The organism is Aestuariibacter salexigens DSM 15300 (assembly GCF_000429145.1).
GTDB classification, from domain to species: Bacteria; Pseudomonadota; Gammaproteobacteria; order Enterobacterales; family Alteromonadaceae; genus Aestuariibacter; species Aestuariibacter salexigens.
Genome location: NZ_AUBH01000001.1, coordinates 343,841 through 366,178 on the forward strand (window position 1 = coordinate 343,841; position 22,338 = coordinate 366,178).

Below are 22,338 nucleotides of genomic sequence, written 5' to 3' on the forward strand. Positions count from 1 at the left end.
TTAAGCAGCTGAATGCGACACGATAATAAGTGAGGTTAAATGGCAATTCTGCAAGAAAAAGTCGGCCTTTCGAACGTAGATCTTCGCAAGTTACGCTCTTTGCGTCCAGGTATGCCATTAGATATTCAGGTCAAAACGCCAAAAGCGATCAAGCGGGTCAGAACCGAGTTTGTGGGCATGGACGGAACCAAAAACCTCATCATGCGTTTTCCTGATGAAAACAAATGGGGCAGCATGCGTGACGCCATTTATGCAGATAATAGCATGGTCGTGCGTTTCATTCTTGAAGATGAAGCGGGTGAAGTGGTGGCGTTTAAGGTGAAAATTCTACTGGTGCTGACGAAACCCAGCCACCTCGTTTTTACCTCTTTCCCTTTGTCGATTCAATGCCAGGGGCTGCGCAGTGAAAACCGCGCTAAAGTCAGCATCTCAACGGACGTATTGTTACGTGACCAGCAGGACGAACTTTACGCCAATGCCCGTATTCGCGACATTTCCAAACATGGCTGTCAGTTTGCATTACGCAGGAAGAAAGATCGTCAGCGTCTGGCCGCAGGGACCAATGTGACCCTGGTAATAGGCTCAGATGACAACCAAATCCAGCTTAATGGAGAAGTGAAAAATAGCAAACTGGATGAGACCCATATTTATTACGGCACGAAGTTTGATGCGGAGCCTGAAATCGTTAACAGTTTGCTGCAACAATTAATGATTTTATAGAAGTCGGCGTGACTGAACAGATATTGCGCTTACCGACAACTATGTGATTAACTTGCATTAACAAGTAGTTAACAAGTCAAACATTCATCACCATGCGACACATTGATGCTCTCCTAAATAAATACGGTGAAAGTCACCAGAATAAAACCAACGTGCTTATTCACGCGATTGCCGTGCCGAGTATTTACCTCGTCACTATCGGCCTCATCTGGTCAATTCCCGTGCCTGAATTTATTGCCCAATTCGATGTGACCTGGGCGCACATTCTGGCCATTCCCGTGTTGTACTACTATTTCAAACTGTCGGGGCCAATTGGTGCCGCTATGACCCTGCTTACGCTTGCCTCATTTGGGGTTATCCAGTTACTGGTGAAGTTTGATATCAGCGTGTGGCAGTTTTGTCTCGCACTGTTCGTGGTGATGTGGATTTTGCAGTTTGTTGGCCACAAAATTGAAGGCAAGAAACCGTCGTTTTTTGAGGATTTGACCTTTTTACTGGTAGGGCCGGCTTGGTGGTGGGTGCACTGGTTAAAACGCATGAATATCACCTACTGAGACAGACGCCCGATATCCTGAGACTAATAGCCAGCCATAGTGCTGGCTTCACGTTATTATGGGGTCAGTAAACTCTACGGAAAGACTATGTTAGTAATTAACTGGCAGCGATTGTTCGAAAACAAAGACCGACTATTCTGGACATTGCACACAGGTGGCTGGTTTGGTTTCGCGCTAATTTATTATATTGGCTCCTTTCTGCACGATATGCGCACCGTGTGGGTGTTTGTTATTTTGTTGAACGCGTACGCTGGTTGGCTATTTACCATTCCTCTTCGCTATGTGTACCGCTGGGCATGGAACAAAGACTTTGTGCCGAGTTTGCTGATTGTTGGCGCAAGCGCGTACATAGTTGCGTTGCTGTGGACCGTCGCCAAGAACATTACCCTATGGGAAATTTATAAACACGGCTGGGAGCCTGAACAGTGGTTCCAGTACTTCACTAATACCATTAATTCGCTGGTCATGATTGTCTGCTGGACCGGGCTTTATTTCGGTATTAAAAACTTCCAGATGTTGCAGAAAGAGAAGCAGAATGCACTCACTGCATCGACGATGGCGCACCAGGCGCACCTGAAAATGCTGCGCTATCAGCTCAACCCGCATTTTCTGTTTAATACCTTAAATGCCATCTCTACGCTTATTCTGATGAAAGAGAATAAAACCGCAGATGCAATGGTCAGCCGTCTGAGTGATTTCTTGCGTTACTCCCTGGATAACGATCCGATTAAAAAGGTACCGCTTCAGCAGGAAATCAAAGCGCTGTCTTTGTATCTCGAAATTGAAAAAGTGCGTTTCGACGAGCGATTAGAGGTGAAGTGGGATATCAGCGAAAAGTGCAATGATGCGCTGGTTCCCAGCATGATCCTGCAGCCCTTAATTGAGAACGCGATAAAGTATGCTATTTCCAAACTTGAGCAGGGTGGCAGGATTTGTATCAGTGCCAAACACTTTGGACGTGACTTGTTGCTTGAGGTGTCGGACAACGGGCCTGGCGCCGATATTGTTGACGGTAAACTGAGCCGTGAAAATGGTGTCGGCTTGCCCAATATTCAGGAAAGACTACAGTCTTTATATAACAGTAATTATTCGTTTGTGATTGAACACAATAAACCGACCGGATTAAAGGTCAGCATCCGAATCCCATTTGAAGTGGAACATTATGGCGATTGAGACAATAAAAGCACTGGTGGTGGACGATGAACCACTGGCCAGGAAAGGAATGGCGCTAAGGCTGTCTGAGATTGAAGGCGTCGAATTATTAGGGGAGTGCCAGAATGGCATAGATGCGGTAACGGATATTCCCAGATTACAACCCGATGTGGTGTTTCTCGACATCCAGATGCCAGGCCTGAATGGCTTTCAGGTCATCCGCAAACTGCAGGAGCTCAAACAGCCGATCCCGTTGATTGTATTTGTGACTGCTTTTGATAATTACGCCATTAAAGCATTTGATATTCACGCGCTGGATTATGTGCTTAAGCCCGTAGATGAACAACGCCTGATGGATGCGGTAAAAAAAGTGAAAGATTACTTTAGCATGCATAAAGAAGGCGAACACAAACAAAAGCTGGTGTCTCTGGTGGCTGATTTTACCGGCGATGATTGCGAAGATATCCTGCGCCGTTTAGCCGATGGTGAACGAATCGACTCACCGTCTTACCCGGAAATTCTGGCGATCAAAGATGGCACAGAGGTGACCAGGGTACCGGTCAGCGACATTCAATGGATAGATGCGGCAGGTGATTACATGTGCGTGCATACGACAGATGGCACGCATATCATGCGTCGAACAATGAAAGAGTTGGAACAGGACCTGGATCCTAATCGTTTCGTGCGTGTGCATCGCTCCGCATTAACCAATATTAAATTTGTTAAAAAGCTGGTCAGCCATGTGAGCGGTGAATACCACATCGTGCTACATAATGGCACAGAGCTGAAGGTGAGTCGCAGTCATCGCGACCGAGTTAAAGAGATGATCCGGGTGTGATGTTGCCATCACCATAAAACAACTGTTTTCATTTCTGCCGGTTTTGGTTAATTTTATACATTAACGACCGTTTAAATGTGGCAGAGGTGAAACATCAGCTTGATAAACACGCTGCGTTGTCTTTTTCCCTTTTCGCTGCTGGTTACGCTGGCAGCGTTGCCTCTGCTGTCATTATCTGCGGTACAAAGCAACCCTTCTGCAGCACTTGCCAACACGTTTATTCAATTTGACATTAAAGTCGTCACGCCTCCACAAGACCCAAGTGCAAAGTGGTTCTTTAAACTTGAAGCCAATCAGCAAGAACAATCTATGGAATTGCTGCTGGATGACGCGTTGTCTGCCGGAGGGGAGCCATCGGTAGGAGAATGGCGCCGTTATCGATTCGATCTGCTTACATTGTCGCGCTTCTTTGCCGGAATTGATTTAAACGCCATTGATAAGGTACTGATTTTTCCTAGCTGGCAAGCGGGCAAGGGCGCGGTATACCGTATTGATAACGTTTTTATTGATCATCAGCAAAAAGGCCGATTGTTAACTCTGTTTGACGATGAACTAAACCCGTATTGGCCCGCCTGGAGCTGTTGTACTGAGATAGCCCCGCGGATTGTTCAGGATAGCGATGCCAATCATCAGTCTGTAGTAGAGTTCAACATTGATACCGATGGTGGCAACGTGCTTGGGTTTAATACCCTGATTGCCCGCTCACCTTCCCCGTTTGATATCAGCGATGCGTTAGATAATGAGCTCCGTATTGAGCAAAAAAATAAGCTTGTTGTGGCAGAAAATGACCAAAACGCGCTGTACTTCAGCAAACTTCAATCAGAAGCAATTAGTTCAGTTGGCACCATATATGCGGTCATTGAAGATCAGCGCGGATTCATGTGGTTTGGTGGCTCCGATGGTCTGGCTCGTTACGATGGTTATGGTCTGCGCATATACAAACATAATAACGCAGATACGAAAACGCTGAGTAATAACAGTATCTGGGACTTACTGATAGACCAGCAGGGGCTGCTGTGGATTGCCACCGATTATGGGCTGAATCGTTTCGATTATAAGACCCAGACCTTTACGCATTTTTTACATGATCCCGAAGACCAGAACAGCATCAGCAGCAATATTGTAAAAGCGATAGTAGAAGACGATAAAGGTAACATCTGGGCCGGTACGTACGGTGGCGGGCTCAACCGCTTTAACGTCGATACTCAGACGTTTTCCCGCTACCGATATGATAGTGAAAAGCCTGACAGTCTGAGCAATGACACCATCAACGCATTGGCACAGGATCATTTGGGCAACATCTGGATTGGTACAGACCATGGACTGAATTTGTACCAGCCTGAGCAGGATAGTTTTGTAACGTACTACCACTATTGGGGCGATGAGACGAGCCTTGAGAGTAATCGAATCAGAGTGATCAGGGAAGACAAGCAGCAACGTTTATGGGTAGGTACATTCAGTGGTCTGAATTTGCTTGACCGAGAGACGGGGCGGGTACGGAGAGTACAATTTTCTGGCCTCGAAAACGTTGATATTCTTGACATTGACTTCTCTGAAGAAGGGGATCTCTGGCTGGCAACGGGAGAAGCTTTGATTGTGCTTGACCCTGAACAACAGACGTACACGACATACAGCAACAACCCCTTTCAACAGAGCAGTTTTGAAGGAGAGTTCCCCTCCAGTATCTATCGGGATGAGAATAATGACTGGTGGTTAGGTGCGTTTCCCGATGGCATAAACTATGTCGATCACAGAAAAAATCTGTTCACGTCTTATCAAACCAATCCTCAGCAGGAGAATAGCCTGTCTCACAACTCCGTGCTGACTATCAATGAAGATAAGCAAGGTAAATTGTGGATTGGAACGGACGGCGGTGGCTTAAATGTATTTGACAGGCAATCCGGCCAGTTTCGTCATTACCTGGCACAGCCAAATAATCCCCAGTCACTATCAGGTAATGCCGTGCTGTCAGCCACCTTCGACCGAACGAATAAGTTATGGATTGGTGCATGGCAGGCACCTATCAGTATTCTAGACCCACAACGTGACGCCATCACGCGACTTGTCTCTGGCAATCAGGGACAAACCTCGTTCAACGATCTTATTGTCTGGAGCGCTTTCAGAGATAGCCGCGATAACCTGTGGTTAGGCACAATAGGTGATGGCGTATTGAAATATGATCCGCGTTCAGACACGTTTTCAAACTACATGCCTGAGCCAAATCAGCCAGATAGCTTCCCCTCGCAATTTGTCTGGTCGATTTTTGAAGATCGGGATGGGGCGCTTTGGTTTGGCAGCAGTGATGGGCTGGTAAAGATGGGCGCACAGGAAGGAGAGTTCATTCATTACTTTTATCAGCAGGATAAAATCGGCAGTCTGAATAATAATATCGTGTTGCATATCAATCAGGATGAGCAGGGTACGATGTGGATCGCGACGCGTGGTGGAGGCCTAAATCGCTTCGATCCTGAAACACAAACATTTACCGCGTTTGATACTGAAGACGGTTTACCAGATGATGTGGTGACTGCGATATTGAATGATAATCGTGGATTTTTATGGCTCAGCACCTTTAACGGGTTGTGTCGATTCGACCCAAATACAAATAACTGTATTAACTTTTCTGACGTGGCGGGCTTATCAAGTAATAAGTACAACATTGGCGCGGCCCGCAAACTCAGCACGGGCGAACTTGCATTTGGTAGCGTTGGCGGTCTGGTCATCTTTAATCCTGCAGACATCGTCAGCAGCAATGATGTGCCTCCTATCGTCATGACCGACTTTCAGATTGCCAATCAGTCGGCAATTGTCGGTGCGCAAAACTCACCGTTGACTGCTGATATATCGGTAACCGAACGGATCACGCTGACCCATCAACAATCGATGTTTTCCATCGAGTTTTCAGCCCTGGATTACCATAACCCTGAGAAAAATCAGTATGCCTACAAGCTGCAAGGGTATGATAAAAACTGGAACGACATTGGTTATCGACGTCGAGCGACCTATACCAATCTGGACCCGGGTACTTATGTCTTCAATGTAAAAGGGGCAAATAGCGAAGGCGTATGGAACGAGCAGGGCGCGTCGGTCACGGTAACCGTGCTACCGCCGCCATGGCGAAGCTGGTGGGCATATACGCTGTACCTATTGGTATTGTTAAGTATCGTTGCCACTATCGTGAGTTTGCAGCTTAGAAAACTGGCCGAGCGTAAGCAGTTAAAGCTAGCACTTTGGGCCAGCGGCGACGAATTATGGACCATCGATCTGCAAAAGCGCAAAGTCATGAGACAAAACCCATTCGACTATTTGCAGAGGGACGTCAATGATTCCTGGTTGTTCTCAGATACTGAACGCGCAGATATTCACCCAGACGACCTGACATTAATGCGCCAGACGGTTTCTGAAAAGCTGGCTAAAGGGCAAAAGCAATTTGAATACTTGTATCGGGCCAGAATGAACAATGGTGAGTGGGTGTGGCTTCAGGATCGTGGCAAAGTCGTATCGCGCAATGCTAAGGGGCAACCGATCCAGTTAAGTGGCACGACTAAAAATATCCATCAGCTCAAAGCCACCGAAGCAGAATTAAAAGCGCTCAATAGAACACTCGAAGATAGGGTTGCAGAGCGCACAGAAGCGCTGAGAGAGAGTAACGAGTACTTGCAGAGTATGCAGGCACAGTTAGTCGAATCGGAAAAAATGGCATCACTGGGTACTGTCGTGGTAGGTGTATCACATGAATTAAATACGCCGGTGGGTAATGCCGTGACCGCGCTGTCTACCCTAAAGCATGAACTGGGCGATCTGTTTACCCACGCAGAGCAAGGTTCGTTGACAAAAACCCTATTCAGCCAGTTTAAAGATAAAGCAGGCATGTCGCTGCAGCTTGCTCAGTCAAGTCTTCGAAAAGTGATTGATATTATTCAAAGTTTTAGGAAAATCTCCGCAGATCAGTCGGCCAGTGAGTTTAAACGCGTACAGTTAAACCCACTGTTAAACACAATCAAAAATGACGTGTGCGCACGTTTTGCCAATATCAGCACTGATAATATTTCCATTGCCTGCACGGAAAATATTGAACTGACGACGTACACCGACACGCTGACATCGGTCATAACACAGCTTATTGAAAATGCGAGTAAACACGCGGGTGAGAAGGTTATTATCCATATCGGTGTATCAGAGCAGCAGCAAGACATTTACATAACGGTATCTGACAACGGTGTCGGTATGTCTGAAGATGTGCTGGCGAAAGTTTTTGAACCATTTTATACCACCGACCGTGGCAGTAACCTCGGGCTGGGTATGTATGTTGTCTATAACGAAGTCAACCATTTATTAAAGGGTTCAATACGTTGCGAAAGCGCTGAAAATCAGGGCACAACCTTCACCGTTATTCTACCTAAGACTATCCATGACGCTGTTTAGAAACAGTAAGTTTGCTACTGCTACAGGATTATTTTTGATCACCCTTGGGGTTGCCAATGACAGTCAGGCAAACGACGTCACTGTTGACCTGATTAACGACAGCAGTGTGCTGTTGTCTGGAGAAAACAAGGGCAATGGTGCGACTAGATCCTTGGCATCAGTCACTTACGCTGTGGAATACGAGTCGTGGCGTTTTGTAGCCAATGCGCAGGCGCTGCGTGGAGAAAATGGCAGTGAAGAAAGCGGCGATTTGCAGGCCTATTCGAATATTGACGAAACCGCATTCAGCAAACTGTATGAAATATATCTGCAAAAAGATGTGAATAATGGTCTGACGCTCAAATTTGGGCAGATGGATGCCAATAATGATTTTGCCTTCAGCGACAATGCAGGGGAATTCATAAACTCTTCCATGGGCTTTAGTCCAACCATCACCTTTATGCCCACTTATCCATTACCTACTTTGGGCGCCGCTGCATTTATCAACATTAATCCGGCAAATAGCCTCAGTGCCGCTGTGTTTTCTGATCCCGACAATCAATTTAATGAACGTTTTTTCATTTCTGAATGGCGCAGTGAATTTTCGACTTTTGTGACGAAGTTAGGCATGTGGTATCAGACAGGAGAGATTCCTACGCTAAACAATCTGCGTGTTAAAGAGGGGACTTCGGGTGGCTATCTGCTAGCGGAAGGGGGCATTGATAGCTCGCTGTTTGCAAGTCAGGGAAGTAGCTGGTTTGTGCAACTTGGTACAGCGGATGATGAGGTAGCGGAAATAGTTTGGCACGCTGGTGCGGGTGTGGTGTGGAATGCACCTTTTCAACGTGCATCTGATATGACGGGGATAGGAATTTCACATATTGAAACGAGCTCATTGGCGCACGCTGAGTTGGCTGAGAGCGAGACCGCATTCGAACTGTTTTATCGTTTTCAGATTAATGACATGCTGGCAATAAAACCGGATTTACAACTGATCCTCAGCCCTGCTGCAGCGCCAGATCGCAGTAATGCAGTCGTGTTTACTCTGCGAACAGAAATCAGTCTATAAGCTTCATTTTTGCTGAAAAAGACTATCCCGTGACACGCTCTATCTCGGCTTGCATGGAGCTGAGTGTGCAGGGCTTTGGCAAGCTGCCGTCAAACGTCAATGCTTGATCAGTCTGTTCCTGTAATTTACCGGTATAACCACTGGTCACAATTACTTTGACAGTGGGGTCAAGCTGCTTCACCCGTTTCAGCACTTCCAGGCCACCACCGCTGCCGGGCATAGTGAGATCGGTAATAACACAGAGAACGGGGTCGTCAGGAATATGTTGTTGTTCAAATAGTCGTAATGCTTCATCAACAGTTTCGGCAATGGTGCACTCATAACCGAGCGCCTCAAGCATAGCCTGCGTAGATTCCAGCACATCTACCATATCATCTACTACCAAAATTTTTCCTGTATGCTGGGAGACAGGTTTTGTGTCTTTCTCGTTAGGTTGCTGTTTATCCGTTGCAGGCAGGCGGATAGTGAATTGGCAGCCTTTGCCTAATTGCGAGTGTACATGAATATCGCCCTGATGCTGTTTAATGATGGAGTGGCAGATAGACAATCCTAAGCCATGGCCATCTTCTTTAGTGGTGAAGTAGGGGTCAAATATTTTGCTTAACGCGTCTTCCGGAATGCCCGGGCCATTGTCTGCTATCACCAGGTCAACAAATTCCTGCAGCTGGTCTGGTGCATCATCCGAATAGCCGGTGATATTGCGTGCGGTAATGGTTAACTGTCCTGAATCGGCTTTTATTGCCTGAATGGCATTAATGACAATGTTCTGAATAACCTGACCAATTTGAAGTGGGTCGATCTCGACATTATGAAGGTTTTTTTCAAAATCATAGTTTACGGTCAGATTTGCACCGTGAAGCGAAAACTCAACGGTTTGTATGACCAGCTCTTCAATTGAAGCGCTCTCACGAAGTGGCGAGCCGCCCTTGGCAAAGGTCAGTAATTGCTTGGTCAGGCCTGAGGCGCGTTCCACCGCTTGGGTAAGCTCTTTTCCGATCTTTTTGACAAATTTCGCATCAAATTCTTTGTGTAACAGTAACTCTGCGCGAGCACTGATGCTGGCGAGCTGGTTATTGAAATCATGCGCAATTCCGCCAGCCAACGCACCTAATGACTCCAGATTGTTAAGCTTACGCGCCTCCTCACGAAGCCGGGTCGGCTCTGTCACATCCATTGCCACGCCGAGTAGACGGTTATCACTGATGCTGGCGAAGGTTAGTACATAGTGTGTTGCATTATCCTTAATGATGCGAAAGTGACTTTTAAAGCCCTGCTGATTTTGTATTGCTTTGTTGAGCTGTCTCTCTACTCTTTTAATGTCACTGGGATGGACACAAGCAGCCCAGTCATTATAGGTAATGTTGCCCTTAGATAACCCATAGATTCGATGCATATGGTCGTCCCACAGGAAAGCGTTCTCGTTAAATAGCCATTCCCATACACCGATGCCAGCGGCGTTCTGAGCCATTGTGAGACGCTCAAAAAGCTGGTCACGTTCAACTTGTGTTGCAGCCAGCTCCGTAATGTCCTGAAAGGTACCTACCAGTTGGAACACTTTGCCGTCTTTATTTTTGCGTGGCTGGCAGCGGGCGACAGCCACCCGATTTGCACCATTTTCTGCTTTTAACGTTAGTTCAAGCTCATACGGAATACCTTTCTCAGCCGCCCGCGCCACTGCAGGTTCAAGCCTTTGCCATGATTCTTCTGTAAACAAAGCGCGATGCGTGTCGTAAGGGGGAGCGAGGTCGGACACCGGCAGGTCAAAAATACGAAACAACTCTGGCGACCACCACACTTCATTTTTCACCAAGTCAAAGCGCCAGGTACCGGTTTTATTGATTTTTTGTGTTTCCCGCAGCGCTTCCAGTGACATTTCACGCTCGGATACGTCAATAACGGTGACCAGTACATATTCATCTTGCTGGTAGTCGAGTAGCACTTCGACCTGTAGAAGGCTGCCGTCTTTACAACGCGCAGACAGTACCCGTCCGCGTCCCATTGCAATCATCGTAGGGTCTTTGTAATAGCTTTGGCGCAGTTTAATGTGTTTGTTGCGAGAGGCTTCTGGTAACAGCGTTTCTATTTGCTGACCTTTTAACTCATGGGGCTCATAGCCCAACATGGCAGAAAGGTGGGTATTTATCCGATCGATAGTGCCGTTTTTGTGTACGATCGCAAGACCGAATGGGACGCGCTCCAGAAAATGGTCAAGGTGCTCACTCATCAAAACGTCTTAGATAGGGTCATTCCGTTTCATCTTTTGCAACTGTAGAACCTCATGCACAAAGATGCCAGTCGTCTTCACTTTCGTCGGCATTTTTCGATGGTTGGCCGTGGCACGTTTTTACACTTTGACACATTTCAGTTAACCGTCGCAGTTAATCGACAGCATAGGGATTTAAACTTTTTACTGTCTCTAATCGACCTATAGTGCATCTATCTTTTTTGCCATGCCTGTATCGGAAAAATCATGGACATTACTAAAGCGGCGATAAAAAACGCAACCGGAGTTGGGATTGCGGTCTGCATCATAGCCTTTTTGGGCATCATCAGTCTGATGGAGCTACCCGTTCAACTGTTTCCAGACATTGAAAGGCCCAGAATTTCTGTCCAGACATTCTGGCGCGCCGCCTCTCCTCAGGAAATTGAGTCGGAAATACTCGAACCTCAGGAGGAGGTCTTACAGGGACTGCCGGGATTAGAGAATATGAGCGCCTGGGCCAATCAGGGCAATGCCTGGATTAATCTCGAGTTCGGTTTGGAAACGGACATGCAAAAAACGTTGATTGAAGTGATCAGCCGTATGAACCGGATCCCACCACTGCCTCGTGATGCGTTATCTCCCAATATCATGCTAGGCGGGTGGGGCGGTGGTACCCCAGCGCTGACCTATTTCTTTTTACAGAAATTGCCGGGTAACACCAACGACATTGCCAGCTATGTCACGTTTTTTGAAGATGCCGTCAGACCACAATTAGAGTCAATTCCCGGCGTATCTCGGGTACGGATGGAAAGTGGCATCGGCGGAGCTGAAGAGTTTCAGATTGTCTTCGATCCCTACCGAGCGGCTGAGTTTGGTGTTGATCTGACCAATATCTCACGGTTATTGGGCAGCGCGAATAACGTCTCCGGTGGCTTTGTAGATGTTGGCCGGCGTAAATATACCATGCGTTTTGAAGGCAAATACGCTCCTCAGGACATGAAGGAAATGATCCTCGAATGGCGCGATGGCAGTCCTATCAAACTGGGTGACATCGCAGATATTCGTATTCAGCGGGCAGATGGCGCGAACTTTAGCGTGCAAAACGGCAATCGTGCGATATCAATCCGTATCGATAGGGAGAGCAATGCGAACGTGCTTGCCACGCTAGAGGCCGTCAAGGAGCGGGTGGCAACCCTCAATGATACATTGCTAAGTGACGAGCAATTGACCATGGCGCAGTCTTTCGATGCGTCGGTGTTTATCTACCGTGCTATTAACCTGGTCAGTAGCAACCTGATTGTTGGGGTATTACTGGCGGTGGGCATTTTATGGTGGTTTATGCGCCAGATGCGCGCCACCCTGATTGTCGCGTTGGCCATACCTATTTCATTGCTCAGCACGTTTATCGTATTACAAATAACCGGTCGTTCACTGAATGTGATTTCATTGGCCGGACTCGCGTTCGCCGTCGGCATGGTACTGGATGCGGCCATTGTGGTGCTGGAAAATATTGTCAGACTTAAACGCCAGCACAGTGATGTTCAGCAAAGCGCCTATGAAGGCACCAAACAGGTGTTTGGTGCACTGCTAGCGTCAACGGCAACTACAGTGGCGATATTTATTCCGGTCATTTTCTTACGGGATGTGGAAGGTCAGCTATTTGCTGATTTAGCACTGACTATTGCGATTGCAGTACTGATAAGCTTCGTTGTTGCCGTGACTATATTACCTGTCGTTGCCAGCCGCTGGCTGCCGGGTTCCCTGCCGGTCGACCGTCTGCAAGGCGTGTGGAGTGGCATCGCAGGTGCGGTAATGTCACTGACATCCACACGAAGAAAGATGTGGGTAACCGCATCGGTATTAATGGTTGTGCCGCTCACCGCGACGTATCTGCTCATGCCCAAATTAGATTATTTGCCGCCAGTAAAACGAGACGCTGTTGATGCCTTCTTCAATTTTCCGGCCGGCGCATCTGATGATTTCATTGCTGAAGAAGTGCTGCAAAAGGTTGTTGAACGCCTGCAGCCTTATATGGATGGTGACGCGCAGCCGGCGCTCAAAAATTACTACATTATCTCGTGGCCGAACGGCGGCACGCTGGGCGTCAGGGTTCAAGACCAAAGTCGTGTTAAAGAGCTGGAAGAGATTGTTCGAAACGAGATATTGAAAGATTTACCGGATACTCAGGCGTTTGCCATGCAGGGCAATCTGTTCGGCGGGTTTGGCAATGGCCGCAGCATTGACGTGCGACTACAAGCAACCGATCAGGAGATGCTGACATCGGCTGCAATGGCTGGACTGGACCTGCTACGAGAGGCTTTCCCTGGTGCAAACGTGCGAGCCAATCCGCAGCTAGAACAGAGTGAACCAGAGCTGCGCTTCTATCCCAATGATTCGCGCATTATGGAGGTCGGCTATGACCGCACGCGTATGGCCAACTTGGTGCGCGCGATGGGTGATGGCATGTACGTTGGCGAGTACTTCGACGGTATTAAACGGATGAATATTATTTTCCGCTCCGAACCGTGGCAGACCCCGGAAGATTTATCGATGACGCCTATCATGACTCCGAGCGGAGAAATGGTACAGCTGGGCGATCTGGTTGAAATGGAGCGTGCCGTTGGACCAAGCCAAATTCAGCGCATTGATCGTCGCCGCACTCTGACACTGTCTGTTAACCCTCCAGATGGCATGTCTCTTGAAGAGGCCATGACTATCATCAAACAGGATGTTGAGCCTAAAATCATGGCGCTGATGCCAACCGATGGCGCAATCAACTATGGCGGCAGTGCTGATAGCTTAAACAAAATTGTCAGCACGATGAGTCAGAACTTTATATTTGCAATGGCATTACTGTTCGTTCTGATGGCCGGGCTGTTCCGTTCGTTGGCAGATTCGCTGATGGTAGTGTTGAGTATTCCTCTGGCTACAGTGGGTGGTGTTATCGCCATCAGAGTATTGAATCTGGTGACTTTCCAGCCACTCGATCTGCTAACCATGATTGGTTTTATTATTCTTCTTGGACTGGTGGTGAATAATGCAATCTTACTGGTTCATCAGACCCGGAACGGGGAGCGCGATGGACTATCTCGTCGCGAAGCTGTGCATCAGGCGTTGCTTTTAAGGCTGCGGCCCATCTTTATGAGTACCTTGACGTCACTGTTTGGTATGTTGCCATTGTTGTTGATGCCCGGTGCAGGCAGCGTGATCTATCGTGGGCTCGCCGCGGTGATTGTCGGCGGCATGCTGTTCAGTACGCTATTTACGCTTTTATTACTTCCGACTTTATTGCAGTTAGCTCAACGCAACACTTCTCTCCAACAGTCTGTGAGCGGCGGGTCCGCACCGGTGCTGAATAACTGGGTGAAAAGTCAGCGTAACAACGATTCTTTCTGATTCAGGACATTAACGATGAAAAACATGAAAAAAACCTGGTTAGCGATTCCATTCAGTCTATTAATGGTGTCTGTGCAGGCTCAGCAACCGGGTGAGCCCGAGCCTCCTCTGGTTGAAACCGACATTGCCAAAGCAGAAATGATTGCTGAGCAAATCTGGGTGCCGGGGACGGTTGTCAGTCGTGTTGATGCTGATATTGCGGCAGAAGTTACTGGTCGTCTTATCTGGATTGCAGAAGTGGGCGAATCGGTAGAGAAGGGCGATGTATTAGCGCGCATTGACGATCATCGGCTAACGTTAGAGCACGAGCAGAATGAAGCCAATGTGTTGAAGTGGCAATCCAGGGTCAACCTGTTAGAACGTAAACAGCAGCGTTTTTCTGCGATGCTAAAAAACAACAGTGGTTCACGGGATGAATATGACGAAGCGATGTCCGAACTGGAAGTCGCAAAACAGGAACTGGCCCAGGCTCAGATCAATACCAGACTCACCCGTTATCAGTTAGATAGAACAGAAGTAAAGGCGCCGTTTAAAGCGATGGTCGTCGAGCGTCTGCAGGTGCCTGGTGAGTTCACTGGCGTGGGGCAAAATGTCTTACGCATCGTCGATATGGACAATATCGAAGCCAGTATTCGCGCGCCACTGTCCGCAGTGCCATACCTGACCAGTAATATGGAAGTTACCGTAAGCGGACGCAATATTGAGCGTCAGGAATCGATTCGTGCCATTGTTCCTGTGGGCAACGCCTCATCACGCATGATGGAAGTCCGTGTGGCACTGCAGCCGGGCGACTTTGCGATCGGCAGTGCGGTAAGAGTGGCCCTTCCTCATAGTGATTATCACTTAGCGACCACGGTGCCAAGAGACGCACTGGTGCTGCGTAAAGCAGGTGCATTTATCTATGCCCTTGATGATCAGGACAACGCATTACAAATACCCGTAGCCACCGGGATAGGTGTCGGCGAGAGAATCGAAATCATTGGCGCGGTAGACACTGATGTTCGTGTTATCACACGCGGTGCAGAACGACTCAGAAACGGACAGAAAGTGCGTATTCAGGATGAGACTAGCCTGGCTAGTCGCTCCTGAACCGCATTACAGTGGCAATGCCTGATTAAATTGCTGTGTGGTAACGTTGCCGCCACACAGCACAATGACCACTTGTTGGCCAGTAATATTATCTTTGTCAGCGAGCGCACTGGCGACCGCCACACCAGCCGCCCCTTCGATACGCATATCGTGATAGCGTTCGATATCAGACATCGCTTGGGCAATCTGCTGTTCAGTCACTTCAATACTGCGTTTAATAAGCGTCTGACACAGTGGCAGAGTGACTGTGCCTGGCTCAAGACCACCGGCAGTGCCATCAGAAAGTGTTTCCTGCTCTACAACGTCAATGACTTGTCCGGCTTGCATGCAGCGTAGCATCACTGGCGCACTAGCTGGCCAGCATCCGACCATGCTGGCGCCAGGTGCATGCTGCTGTGCCCATGCACCGATACCGCTTATCAATCCGCCGCCGCCAACACTGATATACACAGTACTGACGTTTGGCTGCTCGTCAAATACTTCGGTTGCAATACTGCCTTGTCCGGCAATGACATCTGTATCGTTATACGGGCTGATATAAGGCACTCCCTGCTCAGTAGCAGCCTGTCTGGCAATTCGCTCGGCCTCCTCACAGCCACCTGATACTTTGTGCAAAGACGCGCCGGATTGAAGGATCTTCTTCTCTTTACTGGGACTGACGGATTGCGGCACATAAATAGAGGCTTGCACGCCCAGACGCTGTGCAGCAAGTGCCACAGCTGCGCCGTGATTGCCTGAACTGGCGGTGATCACCTCTGTCGCGGGAAGGTGGGCGAGCAGCGCCGAGGCCGCCCCTCTGTACTTGAAACTGCCAGTCTGCTGCAAATTTTCGCACTTTAACCATACATCAGCGTCACATAACTGGGACAAGAATTCGCTGTGTATTAACGGCGTTTTTTGCACCAGTGCGCGTTCATAAAAGCCCTGTGATGCCAGCCTATCGGTATGCTTAGCAATGTGTTGAATGAGAGAAGACGTAGTAGTAGTCATGTGCGAATTTTCGTTTCATCAAATAAATCAGTAGCCACTTTAACCAGATAAGGATCGAGGGCTTTTTGTTTTTTCCAGGTCTTTTCCAGTGGCACGGTCACGACCTGCATATCCTGCTCTCCCACCATAATATTGGTTTCACCTGCTAACGCCGCTTCGACAGCAAAGGCCCCCAGTTTGGTTGCTAATAATCTGTCCTGTGTTACCGGAGAGCCGCCACGCTGCACGTGACCGAGGATAACAGGACGACTTTCACTACCGCTTTTTTTGCTCAATTCGTCGGCCAGTGCTGTAACGCCACCGGGCCAGATATTTTCCGTCACGACTACTATGTAACTGTTGTTGCCATGCCTTTCTCGTGCACATAACAGGTGATTCATAATGTTCTGCATTTCGTCGTCGGAGGTGCGGAATAATTCGGGCAATAGAATATGATCGGCGGAGGACGCCACCGCTGCGGCGAGACCGATAAATCCGGCATTGCGGCCCATTACTTCAATCAGAAAAACACGCTCAAACGCATCGGCAGTATCGCGCACTTTATCGATCGAGCTGACAGCGGTTTCTACCGCTGTGTAAAAGCCGATAGTGGCGTCCGAGCCATAGATATCATTGTCAATTGTGCCCGGCAGACCAATTACCTGGCCAGACCAAAAGTTGGCAAGATGTGCAGCGCCCCTGAAAGAACCGTCTCCGCCTATAACAAGCAATGCCTCAACGCCTAACTCATCTAAGTTCGCAGCAGCGGTTTTGGCTGCTTCATCTGTCTTAAATTCTAAGCATCTGGCGCTATGCAGAACGGTGCCACCGCGCTGGATAATATTGGCAACATCAGAAGCGTTTAAGTCGATGTACTCTTGCTTAAGCGGACCGTTATAACCATGAAGATAGCCAATGACGTCAATACCATAACGCTGCGCTGTGAGGACCACCGAGCGTATACAGGCGTTCATGCCTGGTGCATCGCCACCGGACGTCAGTACTGCGATTTTTTTCATGTTTATTCCCTGAACAATGATTCATTGCGTTGTGTAGAGAGTATCAGTGCAATGGGCAAGATTAAAAGACATTCCGTAAAGTATGGAGCATGGGTCACCATGGCTTAATTCAAGGTGACAAACAGCTGTGACTGAATCAGCCACTTTCCATTGGTCTTCTTCCATTGTGCGGCATATTTGCCATGCACTATAACAGTGTTTTGCTCCAGGTCATCCGCCATATATCCGCGCCACACACCTTGCTCCCATGCAAGACCTCTGGGTTTGTTCACCACTAGCTCTTCAGTGTCTCTAATCCAAAACATGGGCGCTTTGTTGCTAAGCTGGTCAATATATTCTTGCAGTGATTGCTTTCCTGATAGCAGTACGCCTGCTCCTGTAGTAATCAATACATCATCAGAGAGGTAGGTCATGTTGAGCGATTCGTCTAACGATTTTAGCGCCTGATTGGAGGCATGGCGAACGGCTCGTATCTGCTCTTCATCAGACTGCGCGCTTACCGATAATGACGTTGCAATTAGTAAACAAATAAAAACAAAAACGGCCGAACTATGTTGGCGGTGCATACTCATACTGACTTCATGTTTATACATTATTACAGTCAAATTAGCGCAGCGGTTGCTGAACATCAAATACGTGCTGCTGGATTAAAGTGTAAGTGAACATGTAGCGCTATTGCTCGGTATAAAGGTAACTCGTAAATTAAGCAGCACCTGAGTAAGGAGACATCATGATAAAACGCGTTATTTTCATTTTTTGCAGCGTGCTGATGCTATCTGCATGTAGTTCAAAAATGGCCTATAACAATCTCGACTGGCTGGTTTACTGGTATGTGGATGACTTCGTAGAGCTCAGCGATCAACAAAAAGACATTGCCGACGAAAAATTGCTCGCATGGCTGCAATGGCATCGTCAGGAAGAATTGCTCGCATACCGTCAGCATCTTGAGGAACTGAAGCGTGACGTGCAGTCTCAGGTTGTCACGGCTGAGCAATGGCAGGCTCACTTCGAGCGAGGTCGAGCCCACTGGTTGAGGTTGCGCGACAAGGTTGTACCCGGGCTGGTTGACATGGCGCCATTGTTAAGTGATGAACAGGTAGAGGCGTTGTTTTCGGCATTGGAAGAGGAAAATATCGAGCGCGAAGAGGATCGTTTTGAAGGTTCGGATGAGGAAAGAATCGAAGAACGTAGCAAGGATATGCTTAAGCAACTGAGAAACTATATTGGCAGGCCTACGGATAAACAAAAGCAGCTGGTAAATGAATATGCAGCGCAAATGCGTAGTAATTATGACAACTGGATTGCCTATCGCCGCACTATTCAACAGCGCGCCAAAGCATTGATGTTATCTCGTCATGACGACCCGGAATTTAGCAAAAAACTAACGCAGTTGATGATGGACACGGATGCCTTTAGATCATCACAGATGCAGGAGAACAGCGAGCATAACGGCACCTTATATCAACAAATGCTAGAACAGATGTTTTTAACCTTGACTGAAAAACAGAAAAGGCATGTAGTTGGCGAAATTGATGACCTTATTGACGATTTGTCAGATTTGATTGAAGACTAATGCTGAATGGAAACACAGGAACGCCCTTTGCTCGGCTTTTTGCTGGCGCTATTGACCGCCACCATGTGGGGCGCATTGCCCGTTGCTCTGACCTTAACTTTGCAAGAAATGGACAGTCCTACGATAACCTGGTATCGGTTTTTATTGGCAGCTGTGTTTGTTGCAACATGGTTAGCGTTTCGAAATAAATTGCCTGCGTTCGGCACCTTGTCGCCGCGTTTTTATATTGTTGTGTTTCTTGCCACTGTCGGATTGGTCGGCAACTACATTTTAAATCTGTATGGCTTACTCCACATCAACCCTGAAACCGTGCAGGTACTTACCCAGCTGGCGCCATTTGTACTGATGATGGGCGGCATTGTTTTTTACGGCGAGCGGTTTACCAAATTGGAAGGGGTTGGCGCGCTGGTGTTGTTCTCGGGTCTGCTGCTGTTTTTTAACCACAACCTTGAGTTACTCTTCAGCGGGCTAAACGATTACAGTATCGGTGTACTTTTCATTATCGGTGCTGCGCTGACCTGGGCAGGTTATGCATTGGTGCAGAAGCGGTTATTAAAAACGGTGACGTCAAAACAACTGACCCTGCTAATCTATGTTTTTGGCGCTTTGCTATTGCTTCCCTTTGCCTCTTTATCCGACATCCAACAATTAAACTCACTGCAATTCTGGGCACTGATGTTTTGTTGTCTCAATACCCTGGTTGCTTACGGGGCTTTCACTGAAGCGTTGCATGTTTGGCAGGCAGCAAAGGTAAGCGCTGTTATTGCACTTGCGCCATTGTTTACTTTCCTGGCAATGGAAGGTGCGGTGCGGGTATGGCCAAATGAGTTTGTCGCCAGCGACCTTGATGTCTGGGCCTACATTGGTGCGGCCATGGTAATGATTGGTTCGATTACAGCAGCACTGGGACGTTTGTCATTTCGTCGAACATCAGCACTGCCAGTTGTAGAGAAACCGGTGCCGTAGATTAATTGTCGTTTTTCTGTCCGATAGGCTTGTTGTCGCCTTTGCATATAGTGTCATAGTCATCGCGATAGTAGCGTAAGTCCTGACAGGCCTCTTCATAACGTTTTCGAGCGGTTAGTGCCTGTTGTGGACGGCTGCTGTCATTCATGACTTTAGCAAGTCGGGCGCATTCCATTTCCTGACGTTTTACTTCCAGGATGTCTTCACAAGGTTTAGTGCTGGAGCAGGCACTCAATGAGGCCGCCAAAAGGCTTACAAGACAAAGTGTAACGCGATTCATTTTTGTTCCAAATACTGAGTGATTTCGTGCTGGATCTCATCCAACTTCTGCTGATGCCGTGAGTTAAGCGGCAAACCATCCAATAGACGGTAGGTTTTCTTTAGTTCTCCAACTAAAGCGTAATCGACTTTGTGTCGCATATCGAGGATCTTGAGAATAGATTGAAGCATGTTTATTGCGACGCTGGTATTAACGGGGGCGATTTGCTGTGCTTTTCTGAACTCATCCAGGGCCGCCTCATACTTCCCTTCATTAAACAATCGCATGCCATCACCGTTATGCTTGCTGTACATGCTCTGCTGTTTAGCGCTTTTATTCTTTTCATCGCTAACCATTGCTAACGTGTTTCTATCAAGTGGCTTTTCATTTTTTTCTATTAACGATAAAAGCGATGAGGCTTCTTCATACTCCCCTAGATCAAACATGACTTTGATTGAATCCGGTGCCAGCGCAATGGGGTAATGTTGAAATTTCGTTTCGATTTGCCTTTGCGATGTCGCTAAATTGCGCTTCGCTTCAATTAACTTTCCATCAATTACGCTGATCCTTGCCGAGATAATCTGTTCGAAACTGTCGTAGTCAAAGTCATCTTCTAGCCGCAACACGGCTTCATCGGTGCGACTTCGTTGTAAGACCAGCATAGCTTCTTGTTGAGCGCGATTCTTTTTACGTTTTTCATCACTGTGCTCGGCAATATCGACGATACTGCGTATGTAGGTACACAGGTGTGCAACATCGCGATGTATAGAACGCTTACTCTGTTCCCATATGGCCTGACAGCTGGTTTTCAGCATGTCGTAGTTGTGATTATCTCGTGCGATTTCACATGCAATAAAATGTCTGTCCAGCGACATCGGCGATAGCTCTAAGGCCCGGTTAATGGTTTTCTCTGCATCGATTTTCATATCCTGATGCAGATAACATTGGGCGAGAATGTCGTATCCCTCAACCGTCAGTTTGTTGGCCTTGATCACCTGATTGGCGAAATTAGAGGCTTCCATATACTTCTTTTTAAGCAGCATGGTACGTGCCATGCACAGCTTTACCCAATTAAGCGGCTTGTGCTCAAGTAATGCTTTGAGCATATGCTCTGCCTCATCGTACTGTTTGGTGCGCCAATACATTTCAGCAAGAAGCTGAGAACAGGCCTGACTGTAGCGGTTGCCAGACTTAATGAGATCACGGCAGACCTCAATCGCCGCCTTGTAATCAGACATCATAATGCGTTCATATACGGGCGCGAGAGCCTGTTTTTTAGCGAACGCTCTGGCGATGCGATTCTGTAGTTGGGCTTGCGAGAATGGTTTGATGAGGTATTCGTCAGGCTGTTTTTCAAGACTGCCAAGCACCATGGGCCGCTCGCTGTCAGCACTGATCATAATGAAAACAGTGGTAGGTTTTACCAGTTTTCTGAGCCTTATTTCTTCGAGTAGCTGAAAGCCGTTTTTACGGTCACTGCCAAGATGCAAGTCACAGATAATGAAATCAAAACGCTCGTTTTTACATGAGGTTATGGCAGCTTCGCTGCTTTGCGCGGTGACAACAGACTTAGCGCCCAGATTCGACACAATACCCCTCAGTAAAATAAGGAAAGGCCGCTGGTCTTCAACCAGTAAAATACGTTTGTCACGTAAACTCAGTTGTGCCATGGATAGGATGCCGACGATGCGCCATGTTATTCAGTCAAATCAATGGTTAACGAAAACATCTGTGAAAGCAAGAAAAGGCGACATGCAAATGTGCTCGTAACAGATTTGTCGAACCTGAGCGCAGCTTCTCACCTGCCCCTGCAAGCATCAATTAACATTGTTGGTGGAAATAAATATTGAGGAAGATATGAAATGGTGGAGGGGGCAGGGTGAAGCACGCCCGGAAATTGCGAGTGCGCGCAGCAATTTCAGAGCTGAACGGCTGGCCAACGGAAGGCCAGACTGGACCGCACCCACATGGATGTGTGACAACTTTAAAGCAAATAATACAACGAAAGTACTTTCGTGGCAGGATTACAAAATACATCCATGTATTTTGCCCTTCGGGCCGCTGTGAACGTTGTTCCCAGCGTTCAAATTTGCTCCTGGCAAATTTGTCGAACCTGAGCGCAGGTTC

The 22,338-nt window shown here is 47.7% G+C and carries 16 protein-coding genes; 10 read left to right on the top strand and 6 right to left on the bottom strand.

The annotated features are described in order from the left end of the window. The first annotated feature begins 39 nt into the window (after positions 1 to 39). The 6 genes from G441_RS0101640 (at position 40) to G441_RS19115 (ending at position 8,737) form a co-directional block, all read left to right on the top strand. Complete coding sequence (locus G441_RS0101640; protein ID WP_026374740.1) at positions 40 to 720, top strand: PilZ domain-containing protein; 681 nt, start codon at positions 40 to 42, stop codon at positions 718 to 720. Positions 721 to 812: 92 nt separating this feature from the next. Then, complete coding sequence (locus G441_RS0101645; protein WP_026374741.1) at positions 813 to 1,274, top strand: Mpo1 family 2-hydroxy fatty acid dioxygenase; 462 nt, start codon at positions 813 to 815, stop codon at positions 1,272 to 1,274. Positions 1,275 to 1,361: 87 nt separating this feature from the next. Further along, complete coding sequence (locus G441_RS0101650) at positions 1,362 to 2,447, top strand: sensor histidine kinase (RefSeq protein WP_084407240.1); 1,086 nt, start codon at positions 1,362 to 1,364, stop codon at positions 2,445 to 2,447. Then, positions 2,437 to 3,264 (top strand): LytR/AlgR family response regulator transcription factor, encoded by an 828-nt coding sequence (locus G441_RS0101655; protein ID WP_026374743.1) that lies wholly within the window; start codon positions 2,437 to 2,439, stop codon positions 3,262 to 3,264. Before G441_RS0101650 ends, G441_RS0101655 begins: the two co-directional genes overlap by 11 nt. Positions 3,265 to 3,363: 99 nt before the next feature. After that, positions 3,364 to 7,689 carry a sensor histidine kinase gene (locus G441_RS0101660; protein ID WP_026374744.1) on the top strand — a complete coding sequence of 1,442 codons (4,326 nt, stop codon included), beginning with the start codon at positions 3,364 to 3,366 and terminating at the stop codon, positions 7,687 to 7,689. Further along, the gene (locus G441_RS19115) at positions 7,676 to 8,737 is read left to right on the top strand and encodes a carbohydrate porin (protein WP_026374745.1); all 1,062 of its coding nucleotides are present in this window, start codon (positions 7,676 to 7,678) and stop codon (positions 8,735 to 8,737) included. Before G441_RS0101660 ends, G441_RS19115 begins: the two co-directional genes overlap by 14 nt. 22 nt (positions 8,738 to 8,759) lie before the next feature. Here G441_RS19115 and G441_RS19120 read toward each other — a convergent pair whose 3' ends face one another. Further along, entirely contained in the window at positions 8,760 to 10,961 is a 2,202-nt protein-coding gene (locus tag G441_RS19120) for a hybrid sensor histidine kinase/response regulator (protein ID WP_026374746.1), read from the bottom strand. Between the two features lie 246 nt (positions 10,962 to 11,207). On the opposite strand from G441_RS19120, the gene G441_RS0101675 reads away from it, so the two are divergent. Next, on the top strand, positions 11,208 to 14,336 hold the full coding sequence (locus G441_RS0101675) for an efflux RND transporter permease subunit (protein WP_026374747.1): 3,129 nt from the start codon (positions 11,208 to 11,210) through the stop codon (positions 14,334 to 14,336). 15 nt (positions 14,337 to 14,351) lie between these two features. Beyond that, positions 14,352 to 15,425: an efflux RND transporter periplasmic adaptor subunit gene (locus G441_RS0101680; RefSeq protein ID WP_026374748.1), complete on the top strand. Its 1,074-nt coding sequence runs from the start codon at positions 14,352 to 14,354 to the stop codon at positions 15,423 to 15,425. Positions 15,426 to 15,431: 6 nt separating this feature from the next. Here the strand turns inward: G441_RS0101680 and G441_RS0101685 are convergent, their stop codons facing one another. The 3 genes from G441_RS0101685 to G441_RS19460 all read right to left on the bottom strand — a co-directional run bounded on the left by G441_RS0101685 (position 15,432) and on the right by G441_RS19460 (position 17,985). After that, the gene (locus tag G441_RS0101685) at positions 15,432 to 16,415 is read right to left on the bottom strand and encodes a pyridoxal-phosphate dependent enzyme (RefSeq protein WP_051275254.1); all 984 of its coding nucleotides are present in this window, start codon (positions 16,413 to 16,415) and stop codon (positions 15,432 to 15,434) included. Next, positions 16,412 to 17,413 carry a 6-phosphofructokinase gene (locus G441_RS0101690; protein WP_026374750.1) on the bottom strand — a complete coding sequence of 334 codons (1,002 nt, stop codon included), beginning with the start codon at positions 17,411 to 17,413 and terminating at the stop codon, positions 16,412 to 16,414. The genes G441_RS0101685 and G441_RS0101690 overlap by 4 nt, the downstream gene beginning before the upstream one ends. 104 nt (positions 17,414 to 17,517) lie before the next feature. Then, a complete protein-coding gene (locus G441_RS19460) occupies positions 17,518 to 17,985 on the bottom strand; it encodes a YybH family protein (RefSeq protein WP_205622149.1) in 468 nt (155 codons plus the stop codon). Positions 17,986 to 18,143: 158 nt separating this feature from the next. Here G441_RS19460 and G441_RS0101700 point away from each other — a divergent pair, with 158 nt between their 5' ends. Beyond that, positions 18,144 to 18,986 carry a DUF6279 family lipoprotein gene (locus tag G441_RS0101700; RefSeq protein ID WP_026374752.1) on the top strand — a complete coding sequence of 281 codons (843 nt, stop codon included), beginning with the start codon at positions 18,144 to 18,146 and terminating at the stop codon, positions 18,984 to 18,986. 6 nt (positions 18,987 to 18,992) lie between these two features. Next, the gene (locus G441_RS0101705; RefSeq protein WP_026374753.1) at positions 18,993 to 19,952 is read left to right on the top strand and encodes a DMT family transporter; all 960 of its coding nucleotides are present in this window, start codon (positions 18,993 to 18,995) and stop codon (positions 19,950 to 19,952) included. Position 19,953: 1 nt separating this feature from the next. Here the strand turns inward: G441_RS0101705 and G441_RS0101710 are convergent, their stop codons facing one another. Next, positions 19,954 to 20,232: a hypothetical protein gene (locus G441_RS0101710; protein ID WP_026374754.1), complete on the bottom strand. Its 279-nt coding sequence runs from the start codon at positions 20,230 to 20,232 to the stop codon at positions 19,954 to 19,956. Further along, a complete protein-coding gene (locus tag G441_RS0101715) occupies positions 20,229 to 21,881 on the bottom strand; it encodes a response regulator (protein ID WP_051275255.1) in 1,653 nt (550 codons plus the stop codon). The genes G441_RS0101710 and G441_RS0101715 overlap by 4 nt, the downstream gene beginning before the upstream one ends. Between the last annotated feature and the right edge of the window lie 457 nt (positions 21,882 to 22,338).

What these genes read in the sequence shown, in the direction of transcription:
- G441_RS0101640 (WP_026374740.1), top strand. Translation starts at nt 40, where the DNA reads ATGGCAATTCTGCAAGAAAAAGTCGGCCTTTCGAACGTAGATCTTCGC.
- G441_RS0101645 (WP_026374741.1), top strand. Translation starts at nt 813, where the DNA reads ATGCGACACATTGATGCTCTCCTAAATAAATACGGTGAAAGTCACCAG.
- G441_RS0101650 (WP_084407240.1), top strand. Translation starts at nt 1,362, where the DNA reads ATGTTAGTAATTAACTGGCAGCGATTGTTCGAAAACAAAGACCGACTA.
- G441_RS0101655 (WP_026374743.1), top strand. Translation starts at nt 2,437, where the DNA reads ATGGCGATTGAGACAATAAAAGCACTGGTGGTGGACGATGAACCACTG.
- G441_RS19115 (WP_026374745.1), top strand. Translation starts at nt 7,676, where the DNA reads ATGACGCTGTTTAGAAACAGTAAGTTTGCTACTGCTACAGGATTATTT.
- G441_RS19120 (WP_026374746.1), bottom strand. Translation starts at nt 10,961, where the DNA reads ATGAGTGAGCACCTTGACCATTTTCTGGAGCGCGTCCCATTCGGTCTT.
- G441_RS0101675 (WP_026374747.1), top strand. Translation starts at nt 11,208, where the DNA reads ATGGACATTACTAAAGCGGCGATAAAAAACGCAACCGGAGTTGGGATT.
- G441_RS0101680 (WP_026374748.1), top strand. Translation starts at nt 14,352, where the DNA reads ATGAAAAACATGAAAAAAACCTGGTTAGCGATTCCATTCAGTCTATTA.
- G441_RS0101685 (WP_051275254.1), bottom strand. Translation starts at nt 16,415, where the DNA reads ATGACTACTACTACGTCTTCTCTCATTCAACACATTGCTAAGCATACC.
- G441_RS0101690 (WP_026374750.1), bottom strand. Translation starts at nt 17,413, where the DNA reads ATGAAAAAAATCGCAGTACTGACGTCCGGTGGCGATGCACCAGGCATG.
- G441_RS19460 (WP_205622149.1), bottom strand. Translation starts at nt 17,985, where the DNA reads ATGAGTATGCACCGCCAACATAGTTCGGCCGTTTTTGTTTTTATTTGT.
- G441_RS0101700 (WP_026374752.1), top strand. Translation starts at nt 18,144, where the DNA reads ATGATAAAACGCGTTATTTTCATTTTTTGCAGCGTGCTGATGCTATCT.
- G441_RS0101705 (WP_026374753.1), top strand. Translation starts at nt 18,993, where the DNA reads ATGGAAACACAGGAACGCCCTTTGCTCGGCTTTTTGCTGGCGCTATTG.
- G441_RS0101710 (WP_026374754.1), bottom strand. Translation starts at nt 20,232, where the DNA reads ATGAATCGCGTTACACTTTGTCTTGTAAGCCTTTTGGCGGCCTCATTG.
- G441_RS0101715 (WP_051275255.1), bottom strand. Translation starts at nt 21,881, where the DNA reads ATGGCACAACTGAGTTTACGTGACAAACGTATTTTACTGGTTGAAGAC.